Origin of the sequence: Mycolicibacterium moriokaense (assembly GCF_010726085.1) — a bacterium.
In the GTDB taxonomy this organism is placed as follows: Bacteria; Actinomycetota; Actinomycetes; order Mycobacteriales; family Mycobacteriaceae; genus Mycobacterium; species Mycobacterium moriokaense.
In genome coordinates this window covers 2,457,424-2,472,456 of record NZ_AP022560.1, presented here as the reverse complement: position 1 = coordinate 2,472,456, position 15,033 = coordinate 2,457,424, and the positions used below count along the sequence as shown (strand labels likewise).

Genomic DNA, 15,033 nt, shown 5'->3' with positions numbered 1-15,033 from the left:
GCGCAATACCGATCACGGAGGTCGGCTGAGCGCCTGCACAGGTACCCTCGCAGCCATGAGGTGGGCATGACCGATTCACCGCACCGCGGGCGTGACGAGCAGTCGGGCTTCCACGACGAGCCGACCCCGCCCCAGCCGCTGGGTAGTGGCTACCCGGGCTACACCGACCCGGCGTACGCCAGCCAGGCCCCGTACGGCGCCACCTACCAGCCCCCCGCCTCGGTGTCCCCGACGCAGCATCTGCCTGCCTACTCGCCGTACGGCTACGACCCCTACGCGACCGGCGAGTACGGCCGCGGGCAGTATTCGCCCGAGGGCCAGGGCGAGCCGTCGCCGGACGAGCCGAAGCCTCCCCGCTGGCTGTGGGTGCTGGCCACGGTGGCGGTGCTGGCCGTCATCGCCCTGGTGATCGCATTGGTCATCGTCTACGACAACAGCGCCCGTCAGGAGACGGTCGTCGCCCCGCCGCCCTCGCTGCCTGAGACCAGCGCCCCGACCCGGCCACCGAGGACGACGTCGCGCACCCCCTCGACCCCGGTGCTCCCACTGCCCACTGTGCCGTCGACGCCGCCGACCACCGCCACCCCGACGGAGCCCCGCGCGACCGAGACGGTGGTCTACACCGTCGACGGCTCGGGACGGGCCATCAACATCACCTACGTCGACAACGGCGGACTGTTGCAGACGGAGTTCAACGTTCTGCTTCCGTGGAGCAAGGAAGTCCAATTGCCGGAGCCCGCAAACTCTTCCGCGAGCATCAGCATCATCAACGTGGGCCGTGAGGTGAACTGTTCGATCTCGGTCAACGGTGTCACGGTCGAGCAGCGCACCGGCGCAGGGCTGACGATCTGCACCGCGATGGGTTAGGTCGCTGCGATCCGGCCCGGCGTCTTCACCGCGAGCATGCCCAGTAGTCCGGCCAGCAGCACGACGATGATCCCGCCGATACCGGCGCGGTCGGTGCCGAAGACGGCGATGAACGTCGAGAACATCACGGGCGCGAGGTACGACACGGCCCGTCCGGTGGTGGTGTAGAGACCGAACGCGACGCCCTCCTTGCCGTCAGCCGACATTCGCAGCATGAGCGTTCGCGCGGCGGAGAGCGTAGGGCCGAGGAACAGACAGAGCAGTAGTCCGCAGATCCAGAACGCGAGCACGCCGGAGAGGGCCATCAGAATCAGGCCGACCGTGATCATCAACGTCAGGGCGCCGACGATCACCGGCTTGGCTCCGAACCTGTCGTCGAGTAGACCCCCGATGATGGCGCCGATGGCGGCGACGACGCTGGCGCTCACCCCGAACAGCAGGACGTCCCCCGACGAGACGCCGTACACCTTGACTCCCAGCACCGCGCCGAAGGCGAAGACACCCGTTAGCCCGTCACGGAATACGGCGCTGGCGATCAGGTAGTACACGACGTTGTGATCCCGGTGCCATTCGCTGCGGATCTCGCGCCACAGCTTGCGATAGCCGCCGAAGAATCCAATTGCCGCCGTGGGCGCGACGTTTTCCGGCTTCGGGGCGGGCACGGCAATGAGAAGCGGACACGCGAAAAGCGCGAACCAGACGGCGGTGAAGACCATGGCGGTGCGGACGTTCTGACCGTCGGCGGCAGGAAGATTCAGCAGACCGGTGTGGTCGCCGTCGCCGGACACGAATACGAAATAGACCACCAGCAGCAATACAACGCTGCCGAAATAGCCTGCCCCGAAACCGATTCCAGAGATCTGGCCGGAGGTTTGGGGCGTGGACAGCTGGCGCAGCATGGCGTTGTACGGCACGGCGGCAAGGTCATTGCATGCCGAGACGGCAGCCACAAGCAGCAGGCCGAGCGCGAGGTAGCGGTAGTCCTCGCGGACCACGCTCATCGCCACCGTCAGGGCGACCGACATCGCGCTCAGCGCGGCCAGCGTGGTCCGGCGCCGCCATGGGGCGTCGACCCACACCCCCGTCGCCGGCGCCAGCAGCGCGACCACCGCGCCTGCGGCGCCCAGCGCCCAGCCGAGCCAGCTCGTCGGGGTGGTCTCACCCGGCAGCCCGTCGCCGACCGCGTTGGTCAGATAGATCGAGAAGACGAAGGTCACCACGACCGCGTTCAGCCCCGTCGAGCCGAAGTCCCACAGCGCCCACGACACGATCTGCGACCGCCTCGCGGCAGGTGCGGACGACCGCGGTTCGCTCATGCTCGCCCACGATATAGTCCGGCCCATGCCAGTACCCGCTCCCAGCGCGGATGCCCGTGCGGTCGTCACCGGCGCGTCGCAGAACATCGGCGAGGCGCTCGCCCTCGAGCTCGCTGCCCGCGGGCACCATCTGATCATCACCGCACGTCGCGAAGAGGTGCTGAGGTCGCTGGCGGACCGGATCACCGGGCAGTACGGCGTGACGGTCGAGGTACGTCCGGTCGACCTCGCCGACCCGGCCGACCGGTCGAAGCTGTGCGAGGAACTGGCGAGCCGCAACATCTCGATCCTGTGCGCCAATGCCGGTACCGCGACGTTCGGTCCGGTCGCGTCGCTCGATCCCGCCGGGGAGCAGGCGCAGGTTCAGCTCAATGTGCTTGGCGTGCACGACCTCGTGCTCGCCGTGCTGCCGGGCATGGTGTCGCGCAAAGCCGGCGGCATTCTCATCTCCGGTTCTGCTGCTGGCAATTCGCCGATCCCGAACAACGCCACCTATGCGGCGACCAAGGCGTTCGTCAACACGTTCAGCGAGTCGCTGCGCGGTGAGCTCAAGCGGGTCGGCGTGCACGTGACGCTGCTGGCGCCGGGGCCGGTGCGCGAGACGCTGCCCGCCGAGCACGAACAGTCGTTGGTGGAGAAGCTGATCCCCGACTTCTTGTGGATCTCGACCGAGTACACCGCCAAGCTGTCGTTGGACGGGCTCGAGCGCAACAAGATGCGGATCGTCCCGGGTGTCACCAGCAAGGCGATGTCGGTGGCCGCCGGGTACACGCCGCGCGCGATCGTGACGCCGATCGTCGGCGCCGTCTACAAGAAGCTGGGCGGCGGCTAGCGTCCTATTTCGCGGCGGGCCTAGCGGCGGCGACGACGCCCGGTGCCGAAGATGCTGCGGGTGATCTCGCGGCCGATGACGGTGCCCGCCGAGCGCATCGCGCTCTTGAACGCCGGACTGTCCATCACCTTCTCGAGCATCCCCGGCTCGGCGGCGCCGCGGCTCTTCACCCCGCCGGCGGCGGTGGCTCCCCCGACGTCGACCGGTACCGGTGGCGGCAGCTGCGGGTCCGCGGCGGGCGGCGGTGCGGCCGGCGGCGGCGCGAGCCTGGCCGACAGCCGCTCGTAGGCGGAGTCGCGGTCGACGGTTTGGCCGTACTCGGCCTGCAGCGGGCTGGCCTGTGCCGCCGCGGCGATCGCCTCGGGCCCGATGGTGTCCATCAGCGAACGCGGCGCCCGCAGCCGCGTCCACGCCACGGGTGTCGGCGCACCCTTCTCCGACAACACGGTGACGATCGCTTCGCCGATGCCCAGCGACGTCAACGCCTCCTCCAGGTCGTAGACGTCGGTCTTGGGGTAGGTGCGCACGGTCTTCGCGAGCGCCTTCTGGTCGTCGGGGGTGAAGGCCCGCAATGCGTGCTGAATGCGCGCCCCCAGCTGAGACAGCACGGCGTTGGGCACGTCGGTGGGCAACTGGGTGCAGAAGAACACCCCCACTCCCTTGGAGCGGATCAGCTTGACGGTCTGCTCGACCTGCTCCAGGAACGCCTTGGACGCATCGGAGAACAGTAGATGGGCCTCGTCGAAGAAGAAGACCAGTTTCGGCTTGTCGAGGTCGCCCACCTCGGGCAGCGACGTGAAGAGATCCGCGAGCACCCACATCAGGAACGTCGAGAACATCACCGGGCGGGCGGCCTGCTCACCGACCTCGAGCAGGGTGATGATGCCGCGGCCCTGGGCGTCGACGCGCATCAGATCCTCGGGCTCCAGCTCAGGCTCACCGAAGAAGGTGTCGCCGCCGTCGGCCTCGAGATTGACCAGCGCCCGCAGGATGACGCCTGCGGTCGTCTTGGACACCGCGCCCAGCGCCTTCAGCTCCGGCTTGCCCTCGTCGCTGGTGAGGTACTGGATCACCGCGCGCAGATCCTTGAGGTCCAGCAGCGGCAGGCCCTTCTGGTCGGCCCAGTGGAAGATCAGGCCCAGCGTGGACTCCTGAGTCTGGTTGAGCCCCAACACCTTTGACAGCAGAATCGGGCCGAAGCTGGAGATGGTGGCTCGCACGGGAACGCCGATGCCGCCGGTACCGAGCGACAAGAACTCCACCGGGTACGCGGTCGGGGCCCAATCGTCACCGGTGTCGGCGGCCCGCTGCTGGGTCCGCTCGCCCGGCTCACCCGGCCGCGACAGCCCGGACAGGTCGCCCTTGACGTCGGCCATCAGGCACGGCACCCCGGCGGCCGAGAGCTGCTCGGCGATCACCTGCAGCGATTTCGTCTTACCGGTACCGGTGGCGCCGGCCACCAGGCCGTGCCGGTTCACGGTGGCCAGGGGGATGCGTACCTGCGCAGCCGGGTCGCAGGTGCCGTCGACGACGACGGACCCCAGCTCCAGGGCCTGACCCTCTACGGCATAACCGGCGGCGATCTGCTGGGCGCTGGAGTCGGTGGTCATGGTCGAAAACAGTACTGTGAGCGCTGTGCGTGACGAACTGGTGTGGATCGACTGTGAGATGACCGGCCTCGACCTGTCGAAAGACCGGCTGATCGAGATCGCGGTGCTCGTCACCGATGCCGACCTCAACATCCTTGGCGACGGCATCGACGTGGTGATCCACGCCGACGATGAGGCGTTGTCGTCGATGATCGACGTGGTCAAAGACATGCACAACCGGTCCGGCCTGACCGAGGAGGTGCGGGCGTCGACGGTCGACGTGGCCGCCGCCGAGGAGCTCGTCCTCGACTACATCCGCACGCACGTCAAGCAGGCCAAGACCGCTCCCCTGGCCGGCAACTCGATCGCCACGGATCGGGGGTTCATCGCTCGGGACATGCCCAAGCTCGACGAGTTCCTGCACTACCGGATGATCGACGTCAGCTCCATCAAGGAGCTGTGCCGCCGCTGGTATCCGCGGATCTACTTCGGCCAGCCCGAGAAGGGCTTGGCACACCGCGCGCTGGCCGACATCCACGAGTCCATCCGCGAGCTCAAGTACTACCGTCAGACCGCCTTTGTGCCGCCTCCTGGGCCGTCGACCAGTGATATCGCCGCCGTTGCCGAGCAATTGGGGGCCCCGAACGGTGACTCGGCGGGTATCGATTCGGCTGCAGAGCGTCCGAGCGGCTAATATCGACAGGCCGCGCGAGCGGCGATGGTGGCTGTAGTTCAGTTGGTAGAGCACCAGGTTGTGATCCTGGCTGTCGCGGGTTCGAGTCCCGTCAGCCACCCCGACTGATAACCCCGGCCCACCTGCGAATACTCAGGTGGGCCGGGGTTTGTATGTTTCGGTCTCGGGCGTCCGTCAGCCGGCCACTAAACCTTCCAGTGCACCCGCGCAGTGGTCAACCCCGAAGCAAGTGGGCTACCCGGGCTACCGCTGCGGCCGGTTCGGATGAGACGGTGCTGGCGGCGAAGCCGATAGTGAAACGCGTACCCGGGCGGCGACCGCCGCCGGTGTCAGCCCGTAGTGTTCGTACAGCACGTGCGGCAACCCGACCGACAGCGGGTGGTCGGGTAACGCGTGCATCTGCAGATCGATACCCACGCCGTGAGTGGCCAGTACGTCAGCGACAGCCGAGCCGAGACCGCCGACGATCCCATGCTCTTCGACGGTGACGATAGCGCGGGTCGTTCGCGCGGCATGCAGAACGGCTTCCTCGTCAACGGGTTTGAGGTAGGCCGCATCCAGCACTGCGACGTCGATGTCGTCGTTGGCGAGCAGCTCGGCCGCGGCCATCGCCAGCTGGGTGCCGAGACCGGTGCCGATGATCGTCGCGTCACGGCCCTGGCGGACGGAGTGGAACCGACCGAGCCCGAAGACCGGCCGTGCGCTGTACACCGGATGGGCGACGCCTTCGGTGAGCCGGATGAACACCGGCCCCTCGATCTTCGCGGTCTGCTCCAGCAGGCTCTGCGCAGCGAAGTCGTCGCAACAGGACACGACGGTCAGTCCCGGGATGGTCCGGGCAATCGCGAGGTCCTCGAGTGCGTGATGGCTGGTGCCGAAGTACCCCATCGCAAGTCCGCTCCAGGCGGACAGGATCCGCACCGGCATGCGGGTGGCGGCCAGGTCCGTACGGATCTGTTCGGCGCATTTCAGGGCGCCGAAAGCACCCATTTGCAGGACATACGGTTTCATGCCGCCGGCAGCGAGTCCGGCCGCGACCGACACCGCGTTGGCCTCGGCGATTCCGGTCTCTACGAACCGGTCCGGATACTTCGCCACGAACGCTCCGGTGACCGGACTGACCCCGAGGTCCGCCGCGACCACGACGATGGACGGGTCCGCCTCAGCCATCGTGAGGAGTTGCGCTCCAACCGCACCGCCGTAATGACTCTCGACTGCGCCTGCGTTGAAGCTGAATGGATCTGCCATTGCGGTCATCGGATCCGGGCTCCGATCTCCGCGCGCGCGGCTTCAAGATCCAGTGGTCCCAGATTGCCGAGATGCCAATCCCGGGGCGCCTTCTCCATAAAGGCGAGACCCTTGCCCTTTCGAGTGCGGGCTATGACGCACGTCGGCGTGACTGCGGAAGGTGGCGGTAGTTCGGCGAAGGCCGCAAGCAGCGCTTCGGCGTCATGACCGTCGACTTCGATGCATCGCCATCCGAACGCCTCAAATCGCTTGCTCAGTGGTTCGATACTCATCACCTCCTCGGTGTGACCGTCTCCGCACGACCCGTTCGCATCGACGATGGCGACGAGATTGCCGACCCCATAGTGCGCTGCCGCCATGGCGGCCTCCCATATCTGCCCTTCATGCAGTTCGCCGTCACCGGTAAGGACGAAAGTGCGGTGATCCTGACCACGCATCCGGGCGGCGAGCGCCATCCCGAGTCCGACCGACAAGTTGTGCCCCAGCGATCCCGAGCTGAAGTCGATGCCGGGCGTTCGCAGCATGTCAGGATGGTCGGTGAGCCGACTGTCCAAAGAGCCGAATGTCTGCAGCCAGTCCTCCGGGAAGTACTCCAGTTCGGCCAACAGCGGCCACAGCGCCACCGCGATGTGGCCCTTGCCGAGCAGGAAGCGGTCGCGCCGGGGCCATGCCGGATCGCCCTTCCGCAGACGCAGGACATGGCCGTAGAGCGTGACCAGGACCTCGGCTGCCGACAGGCTGCTGGAGTAATGACCAAGGCCGGCGAAGCTGATCAGCCGAAGGATCTCCAGCCGCAACCAGTCGGCTTTCCGCTGCAGTTCGGCCGCCGTGACGGGCCGATACCGTTCCAATGTCTGATCATTGTTCATCGAACTCTCCTGCGGTAGCACGCAATTCGGACCGTACGAGGAAGTGGGATCACCAAACCGTCGTCCCACCGTCAACAAGGATGTCGACTCCGGTGATGTAAGAAGCCAGATCAGTCGCCAAAAAGGCTACAACGCCGCCGATTTCGTCCAACATTCCGAACCTCCCGAGCGGAATAGAGAACGGGGCGCTACCCGCGGCGGCGGCGAACTGGTCGTAGGAGATCCCCATCTGTTCGACGATCGGGTCATGGATGCCCGAAAGCACCACTCCCGGGCTGACCGAGTTGACCCGAATCCCGACAGGCGCGAATTCGACTGCCATGGCTTTGGTCAAATGTTTCACCGCGGCCTTGGTTGCGGTGTAGGCCACCGCGTGCCGGGTGCCCGGCAACGCCCGGTTGACAATGCTCGCCGACATCGACGCCGTGTTGACGATAGCTCCGCCGCCGGATTCCCGGATAACACCGGCCGCGCACCTGTTGACGAGGAACATGCCGGTCAGGTTTACGCGCACAATCCTGTCCCACTCCGCGACAGCCATGTCGGCATTGTCGTTCGGCGTGATGATGCCTGCGTTGCTGTGGACGACATCGAGACCTCCGAGAGCCTCTACCGCCGACTCGAACATGGCGTCCACCTCTTTGGGGCTGCCGACATCAGCGCCCAGTGGAACTGCCCGCACGCCGTAGCGGTCGGCTATCTGCGCCGCGACCGATTCAGCATCTCCGAACCGCTCAGGCAGATCGGCGATTGCGACGTCGGCACCGAGATCCGCCAACGCCGCAGCACAGGTCCGGCCGATCCCGCCGGCAGCACCGGTGACGAGGGCTGCCTTACCGACAAGAGTGAACCGATCCTTAACCGGCGCAAGATCGCCGAGCGGTGTAGCGCGCATCACTTCTGATCCTCCAGGTCTACGCGGGCCGCGGTGCCGTTCATCAACAAAATACGTTCGAGGTTGTCATAAATCAACATCTACTTGTTCACTAGACAGATGTATATTGAATGACCGTCATCTTCAATGTGGGTGGGCAGGCGTGTCCTGCCAGTCGACGCTCCGCACGAGCGGTGCACAAGGAAGGGAGCGAACCGTCTTAGTCACGATTAACGACGCGAGGGCCGGACTTCAAAGAGTGAAAATTGAGGTCGCCGACGAACACCTCGAGGATCTGCGCCGCCGGCTGGACTGCATTCGCCTGCCGGATCAAATGCTGCCGGGCACCGGGTGGTCCCGGGGCGCCGATCTCAGCTACGTCAAGAGTTTCCTCGCATATTGGCACCGAGAATACGATTGGCGCGCCTGGGAACAACGACTCAACAACATTCCGCAGTACATCGCCGAGGTCGATGGGACGGTCATCCATTTCCTACACCTCCGCAGCCACGCCGAACACTCGATTCCGCTGTTGTTGCTGCACGGCTGGCCAGGTTCGATCCTCGAGTTCATCGACTTGATCGAGCCGTTGACCGCGCCGGAATCGGGCTACCCGACACCGGCATTCGATCTCGTGATTCCATCGCTACCTGGTTACGGATTCAGTTCCGCGCCAACGGAGCCCGGGTGGGATGTGGTACGCGTCGCCGCCGCCTTCGACGGGCTGATGACCGATACCCTCGACTATCGTCAGTACGGGGTACACGGGGGCGACTGGGGCGGGATTATCGCAACAGTGCTGGGATGTCGACACGCCGCGAACACACTGGGAATCCACGTCAATTTCCCGATGGCCCTCCCCCCACCCGGGGCTGTCGGCGAGGCTGTTTCGCGCTACCACTCGGCCGTAACCGCGTTCGGGTCGAGTGAACAGGCGTACGGCGCAGTGCACATGACCAAGCCGATGTCGCTGGCGATCGGTCAGACAGATTCTCCGGCGGCCTTGGCCGGCTGGATCCTGGAGAAGTTTCAAGGTTGGCACGACCCGGCTCGGTCGATCGACGACGCGTTCGGGCGCGACTGGCTGGCGTCCAACTTGATGATGTACTGGCTGCCGCGCAGCGTGGCGGGTTCACTCAACCTCTACTTCGAGACCGGCCAAACCGAGCCCGAGATCCTGTTTCGGCACCGCGTCGAGACACCGACCGGGATCGCGATCTTCCCCCACGAGTTTCCGACAGTCACCGCGGTCACCGATGACTGGTATCGGCAGCGCTACAACGTCCAGCGCCTGACGCGATTCGACTCGGGCGGACATTTTGCAGCGCGCGAAGAACCCGACGCCCTGATCGCCGACATCCGGGCGTTCTTCGGGGGGCTGCGCCGCTGAATGACGTGCCACCACATCTATACGATGTCTGGTGAGTAGATACATGTCGATTCACCGGAGGACCGATGGCGCCCAAGTCGACTGGCCATAGCTCGGCGCGCGAGCGTCGTCGTCAAGACACCCGCAACGAGATAGTCGAGGCCGGCCTGAAGGTGTTCGAGCGCCGCGGATACCAGCAGGCCACGATTGACGAGATCGTCCGGCTAGCTCGCGTCAGCCGCGCGACGTTCTACCTGCACTTTGCCGACAAGGCCGATGTCGCAGTCGCGATCGGAACCGCCGGACTGCCAGACCTCATCGCGTCCCTGGAACGGCTGGCGGCCACGGACCGCCCAACCGCCGAGGAGATTCGCGACTGGGTCAGCGGTTTCGAGCGGATGTGGCGCAAGTACGACGCGTCGTGGACCGTCGCATTCGCGGCAAGCGCGTCCAGCGACAATTTCGCGGACGTCGACCGCTCACTGTGGGCACGCATGCTCGAAGCGCTCGCCCCGTTGTGGACCACCCACGACGAACCGGAACGGAAAGCCAAGCGGGCCCGATTGATGGTCCTGCTTCTTCAACTGACGATGACCATGCTGCAGATCACGCAGAAACGCCTTCCTATCGCCAAGAACGCGCTACTGGAGGCACTGGCGCAAATGTGGCAGGAGGAACTCTCCCGTGGCTCATGACCGCGCTGTATAACCCGGGTGCGGACGGGAGTCAGCCGGGAGCCGTGGGCTGAAGCAGTCGAGGCATGCATGTATGCCTAGCCACGCACGCAGAGCGCGTCAGAGGTTGGCGTTACCGGCCTTCCATTGCTCCCACGGGATGTTCCAGTCGCCCAGGCCCTCGGTGCCGGGCAGCGTCGAACCCACGGTGTTGACGATCTCCACGACGTCTCCCCGCTTGGAGTTCTCGTAGAACCACTGCCCATTACTGGTGCTCACGTTGACGCACCCGTGACTGACGTTGCTGTAGCCCTGGCTGCCCACCGACCACGGCGCCGCGTGCACATAGATCCCGCTGTAGGAGATCTGGGTGGCCCAATCCACCTCGGTGCGGTAGCCGTTCGGCGAGTTGCTCGGCACGCCATAGGTCGACGAGTCCATGATCATGTGCGAACGACGGTCACCGACGATGTAGGTGCCGTTGTTGGTCGGCGTGCTGTTCTTGCCCATCGACACCGGCATGGTCTTGATCACTTCGCCGTTGCGCGTCACCGTCATCGTCTTGGTGTTGTCGTCGATGCGACTGATCACCTCGTCGCCGATGGTGAAGTGCGTGGTGATGTCCTCCTGGCCGAACAATCCGTCGCCCAGATCGACGCCGTAGGTCTTGACGGTCACCTCGACCTTCGTGCCCGGCTTCCAGTAATGCGCTGGGCGCCAACGCACTTCGCGATTGTTGAGCCAGTAGAACGCGCCCTCGACGGGAGGATTTGTCGTGATTTTGATGGCCTGCTGGGCGGCCACCCGGTTCGGAATGTTCTCGTCGAACTGGACGGCGACCGGTTGACCGACGCCGACCACCTCGCCCTCGCTGGGGATCACGTACGCCATCGTCAGGTTCTCCGGCGAGTGCGTCTCGAACGTCATCTGCCGCGATGTGGCGCCGCCGAGGCCCAGCGCCTCCGCGGTCAGCGTGTAGCGCTTGTTGTACCCGAGAGGCTCGGCGGTGGACCACTGCAGCCCATCTCGGCTGAGCTTGCCCTCGACGGGGGTGCCGTCCTCGTTAACCATGCTGACCGCGCCCAGCACGCCGTCCTCGGCGCTGACGGTCACGGGCACCGCGGTGCTCACGCCGACGTCCCCGTCCTTCACGGTCGCCGCCAGCTTGGGAAGCAGCAGGTCGCCAAATGGTGTGCCCTTGTCGGCGATGACCTGCGGCGCCGGCGGCGCGGACTTAGTACTGCATGCCGACAGGCCGAGCACGACCGCAGGAACAAGCAGGACGGCTGTCAGCCATCGACGATTGCGACGGGGACCGGCCACGGACCTGACCTGCCACATTGTTTGCTCCACCTGACGAAGGGACGAATATCTGGCAATAGTCTAAGGGCAGCCGCGTTTAACGGCACCTGAGACGACTTTGCCCTCCAGCGGTGGCGGGTGCGGATTTCACCCTGTGCCGCGGGGCCTGTTATTGTCGCACACGCAGCGCCGTTAGCTCAGTTGGTAGAGCAGCTGACTCTTAATCAGCGGGTCCGGGGTTCGAAACCCTGACGGCGCACTCACGTCCTCCGCGGTCCAGCTGGAGGCTACCTTCTCCGCACCATCTCTACGGCCTTTGATCCGCCCCCCTGGGCGGTTGCGGCTTTCGTTTGCGTAAATAGATCGTCCGTCGCGGCCTTTGACCTGCCGCGTGTGTGCTGGACCATAACTGAGCCTATCTACGCGACGGATTACACTGGGCGAACGTTCGTTGCGGAAGCAACTCTACGCGCAGATTCTCTTGTTCCAAGCTGCGCAAAGGACACCAATGATGTTAGAGTCCGGGTTAGCTGACGAACCTGGCCACGGCCGGGTGGTGACAGTGTGAACTACGAGACAAGGACTTAGCTGGATGTCGCAGATTGGCGCATCGATCGGAGCCGGCGTCGGTGATGCGCTGGCCGACGATGAGGTAACTGCGCACGGCCCGGTCGCGGTGTACAACTGCAGCCGCATCGGTCGGGTGGCGAATCCGCCGAGCTCCTGGTTCTCCGAACTGTTCCGCGTGGGCCGTCGCCGCTGAGCGGACCGGCCTCAGCGCCGCCTGATCCGACGAATGGCGAGCACGATCACGACGGTGCCGACGCCTGCCAGTGACACGGCCACTGCCGGCTTCTTGACGAACCGCACCAATCCGGCCTTGGCGTCGTCGGCGAGCCGCCGCGGATTGGCGCGCTCAGCCAGCGAGTCAACGGTCAACGCCAGCTGGTCACGAGCCTGGTCGATCTCTTTCTTGATCGTGTCGGGGTCGCGGTCCGCCACGTCCACCTCCCATAAGCTCCAAGCCCTGCGCCAAGTCCGGTGCCTTGCGGAACTACCCTAGATCAGCTCGCAGTAATCGAAGTGAACCGGTCCATGAGAAGGGATGCGCCCGCGTGCCACAGACTCCGCGACTCGAGGTGGGCGACAAGGCCCCGTCGTTCAGCCTGCCCGATGCCGACGGCAAGACCGTCAAGCTCTCCGACTACAAGGGCCGCAAGGTCATCGTGTACTTCTACCCCGCCGCATCGACGCCGGGCTGCACCAAAGAGGCCTGTGACTTCCGCGACAATCTGCGCGAACTCAACGACGCCGGACTCGATGTCGTCGGCATCTCGCCCGACAAGCCGGAGAAGCTGGCCAAGTTCCGCGACAAGGAGAAGCTGACGTTTCCCCTGCTGTCAGACCCCGACCGCAAGGTGCTGACGGCGTGGGGCGCCTTCGGTGAAAAGATGATGTACGGCAAGAAGGTCGAGGGCGTCATCCGTTCGACGTTCGTCGTCGACGAGAAGGGCAAAATCGAAGTGGCGCAGTACAACATCCGCGCCACCGGCCACGTCGCAAAGCTACGTCGCGACCTGTCCGTCTGACCCCAGATTCGCCAGCAGCAACGCCTCCGCTGTTGCGGCGCGCTCCAACACTCCCAGATGCAGGCTTTCGTTGACGCTGTGCGCTTGTGTCGCAGGGTCTTCCACACCGGTCACCAGAATCTTGGCCGACGGGAACGCCTTGGCGAACTCAGCGATGAACGGGATCGACCCGCCCACACCGGTATCGACGGCGTCGGTGCCCCATGCCTGCCGGAACGCCGAACGGGCGGCGTCATACACCGGTCCGGTCGCGTCGATGGCGTAGGGCTGACCGACGTCGCCGGGTACGACGGTGACCTGCGCACCCCACGGCGCATTCCGCTCGAGGTGACGGGTCAGAGCCGTCAGGTGTTCTTCCGCGTCGCCACCCGGCGCGACACGCATGCTCACCTTCGCCCGCGCCCGCGGAATCAAGGTGTTCGACGCCTTGTCGATCGGCGTCGTGTCGATTCCGATCACGGTGATTGCAGGTTTCGCCCAAAGGCGTTGCGGCACCGACCCGGATCCGATTTCGCGGACACCGTCCAACAGGCCGGCCTCCGCACGCACCCGCTCCGGTGGATAGTCGACGTCGGCGGCCTCAGCTTCGTGCAGACCCTCGACGGCGACGTTGCCCTCGTCGTCGTGCAGAGTGGCCAGCAGACGCACCAGCGCCGTCAACGCATCGGGGACGGCACCGCCCCACAGTCCGGAGTGCAGGCCGTGATCCAGGGTTGCCACCTCGACGACACAGTCGGCGAGTCCGCGCAGCGCGACCGTCAGCGACGGCACGTCGGTGCTCCAGTTGTCGGAGTCGGCGATCACGATCACGTCGGACGCCAGTGCGTCGCGATGGTCCGCCAGTAGCCGGGACAGCGACGGCGATCCCGACTCCTCCTCCCCCTCGACGAACACCGTCACCCCGACCGGGGGGTTGCCACCGTGAGCACGGAAGGCTGCCAAATGTGTTGCGATGCCTGCCTTGTCATCGGCGGTGCCACGCCCGTACAGGCGGCCGTCTCGCTCGGTAGGCTCGAACGGCGGCGAGTGCCACTGCGAATGGTCGCCCTCGGGCTGCACGTCGTGATGGGCGTACAGCAACACGGTCGGCGCACCCGGGGGCGCCGGGTGTCGGGCGATGACGGCGGGAGCACCGCCCTCGCTGACGATCTGCACGTCCGCAAAACCCGCCTCAGCCAACAGCTTTGCCACCGCGTCGGCGCTGCGATGGACCTCACCGCGACGCGCCGGATCAGCCCACACCGACTCGATGCGCACGAGGTCTTCGAGGTCCCGCCGCACCGCGGGCAGGACGTCGCGCACCCGCTGCACCAAATTGCTCATGGTTCGACGCTAACCGCGAAATTGCATTCCAGCAGGCCTCTACTCGCAATTTCCCTGCTGGAATGCAATTTCGGCGCAAGAAGCGCCTAACGCTCCTCCAGGATCACCACGGCGGCGGCCGTGTCGGCCTCGTGCGTCATCGACAGGTGGATCGTCACGTCCTTCAGGTGCTCGCCGATGGCGCCGGTGAGCCGCACCTTCGGCCTGCCCCACATGTCGGTGACGACCTCGATGTCGCGGTGGATGCCCTCGGGCAGCATCGGCCGTTTGGCGAACCGCGACCCCGACCACGCCTTGATCACGGCCTCCTTCGCCGCCCACCGCGCCGCCAGATGCCGCGCAGCCGAAGAACTCTTGTCGGCGGCGTCGCGACGCTCACCGGGCGTGAACGTCTCCGCGAACACCGTTCCCGGCTGGTCAACCTGTGCGGCGAAGTCGGGGATGGAAACCAGGTCGATCCCTACACCGACTACCGCCATGGGCAGCA

General features: G+C 65.6%; 16 protein-coding genes and 2 tRNA genes. 9 read left to right on the top strand and 9 right to left on the bottom strand.

The features are described 5' to 3' along the window. The first annotated feature begins 66 nt into the window (after positions 1-66). The gene (locus tag G6N43_RS12150) at positions 67-867 is read left to right on the top strand and encodes an MmpS family transport accessory protein (protein ID WP_083153487.1); all 801 of its coding nucleotides are present in this window, start codon (positions 67-69) and stop codon (positions 865-867) included. On the opposite strand, the gene G6N43_RS12145 is transcribed toward G6N43_RS12150, so the two are convergent. Beyond that, entirely contained in the window at positions 864-2,183 is a 1,320-nt protein-coding gene (locus G6N43_RS12145; protein WP_083153332.1) for an MFS transporter, read from the bottom strand. The two genes, G6N43_RS12150 and G6N43_RS12145, sit on opposite strands and share 4 nt — an antisense overlap. 25 nt (positions 2,184-2,208) lie before the next feature. Between G6N43_RS12145 and cmrA the strand changes: the two genes are divergently transcribed. Beyond that, positions 2,209-3,015 carry a mycolate reductase gene (cmrA, locus tag G6N43_RS12140; protein ID WP_083153331.1) on the top strand — a complete coding sequence of 269 codons (807 nt, stop codon included), beginning with the start codon at positions 2,209-2,211 and terminating at the stop codon, positions 3,013-3,015. Between the two features lie 20 nt (positions 3,016-3,035). Here cmrA and G6N43_RS12135 read toward each other — a convergent pair whose 3' ends face one another. Then, complete coding sequence (locus G6N43_RS12135; protein ID WP_083153329.1) at positions 3,036-4,625, bottom strand: helicase HerA-like domain-containing protein; 1,590 nt, start codon at positions 4,623-4,625, stop codon at positions 3,036-3,038. 25 nt (positions 4,626-4,650) lie between these two features. On the opposite strand from G6N43_RS12135, the gene orn reads away from it, so the two are divergent. Further along, positions 4,651-5,298 carry an oligoribonuclease gene (gene orn, locus G6N43_RS12130; protein WP_083153485.1) on the top strand — a complete coding sequence of 216 codons (648 nt, stop codon included), beginning with the start codon at positions 4,651-4,653 and terminating at the stop codon, positions 5,296-5,298. A 27-nt stretch (positions 5,299-5,325) separates the two neighbouring features. Next, positions 5,326-5,398 (top strand) — tRNA-His (locus G6N43_RS12125). A 143-nt stretch (positions 5,399-5,541) separates the two neighbouring features. On the opposite strand, the gene G6N43_RS12120 is transcribed toward G6N43_RS12125, so the two are convergent. Genes G6N43_RS12120 through G6N43_RS12110 form a run of 3 tightly spaced genes read right to left on the bottom strand, consistent with a single transcriptional unit; the run spans position 5,542 to position 8,310 of the window. Further along, a complete protein-coding gene (locus tag G6N43_RS12120; protein WP_163658075.1) occupies positions 5,542-6,546 on the bottom strand; it encodes a transketolase family protein in 1,005 nt (334 codons plus the stop codon). 5 nt (positions 6,547-6,551) lie between these two features. Continuing rightward, on the bottom strand, positions 6,552-7,415 hold the full coding sequence (locus tag G6N43_RS12115; RefSeq protein ID WP_083153325.1) for a transketolase: 864 nt from the start codon (positions 7,413-7,415) through the stop codon (positions 6,552-6,554). Positions 7,416-7,464: 49 nt separating this feature from the next. After that, positions 7,465-8,310 (bottom strand): SDR family NAD(P)-dependent oxidoreductase, encoded by an 846-nt coding sequence (locus G6N43_RS12110; RefSeq protein WP_133056561.1) that lies wholly within the window; start codon positions 8,308-8,310, stop codon positions 7,465-7,467. A 238-nt stretch (positions 8,311-8,548) separates the two neighbouring features. Between G6N43_RS12110 and G6N43_RS12105 the strand changes: the two genes are divergently transcribed. Both G6N43_RS12105 and G6N43_RS12100 read left to right on the top strand, forming a co-directional pair. Then, positions 8,549-9,679: an epoxide hydrolase family protein gene (locus G6N43_RS12105; protein ID WP_083153321.1), complete on the top strand. Its 1,131-nt coding sequence runs from the start codon at positions 8,549-8,551 to the stop codon at positions 9,677-9,679. A 65-nt stretch (positions 9,680-9,744) separates the two neighbouring features. Then, complete coding sequence (locus G6N43_RS12100; protein ID WP_083153319.1) at positions 9,745-10,353, top strand: TetR/AcrR family transcriptional regulator; 609 nt, start codon at positions 9,745-9,747, stop codon at positions 10,351-10,353. Positions 10,354-10,452: 99 nt separating this feature from the next. Here the strand turns inward: G6N43_RS12100 and G6N43_RS12095 are convergent, their stop codons facing one another. Continuing rightward, positions 10,453-11,673 (bottom strand): L,D-transpeptidase, encoded by a 1,221-nt coding sequence (locus G6N43_RS12095; protein WP_083153317.1) that lies wholly within the window; start codon positions 11,671-11,673, stop codon positions 10,453-10,455. A gap of 147 nt (positions 11,674-11,820) precedes the next feature. Between G6N43_RS12095 and G6N43_RS12090 the strand changes: the two genes are divergently transcribed. Then, a tRNA-Lys gene (locus G6N43_RS12090) sits at positions 11,821-11,893 on the top strand. Between the two features lie 333 nt (positions 11,894-12,226). After that, positions 12,227-12,397 carry a hypothetical protein gene (locus G6N43_RS30420; RefSeq protein ID WP_165761882.1) on the top strand — a complete coding sequence of 57 codons (171 nt, stop codon included), beginning with the start codon at positions 12,227-12,229 and terminating at the stop codon, positions 12,395-12,397. A gap of 11 nt (positions 12,398-12,408) precedes the next feature. Here the strand turns inward: G6N43_RS30420 and G6N43_RS12085 are convergent, their stop codons facing one another. Then, positions 12,409-12,636 carry a DUF3618 domain-containing protein gene (locus G6N43_RS12085; protein WP_083153483.1) on the bottom strand — a complete coding sequence of 76 codons (228 nt, stop codon included), beginning with the start codon at positions 12,634-12,636 and terminating at the stop codon, positions 12,409-12,411. Positions 12,637-12,749: 113 nt separating this feature from the next. On the opposite strand from G6N43_RS12085, the gene bcp reads away from it, so the two are divergent. Beyond that, a complete protein-coding gene (gene bcp / locus G6N43_RS12080; RefSeq protein ID WP_083153315.1) occupies positions 12,750-13,223 on the top strand; it encodes a thioredoxin-dependent thiol peroxidase in 474 nt (157 codons plus the stop codon). Here the strand turns inward: bcp and G6N43_RS12075 are convergent. After that, complete coding sequence (locus G6N43_RS12075) at positions 13,200-14,546, bottom strand: dipeptidase (RefSeq protein ID WP_083153313.1); 1,347 nt, start codon at positions 14,544-14,546, stop codon at positions 13,200-13,202. The two genes, bcp and G6N43_RS12075, sit on opposite strands and share 24 nt — an antisense overlap. Before the next feature lie 86 nt (positions 14,547-14,632). Next, on the bottom strand, positions 14,633-15,025 hold the full coding sequence (acpS, locus tag G6N43_RS12070; RefSeq protein ID WP_083153481.1) for a holo-ACP synthase AcpS: 393 nt from the start codon (positions 15,023-15,025) through the stop codon (positions 14,633-14,635). Positions 15,026-15,033 lie beyond the last annotated feature (8 nt).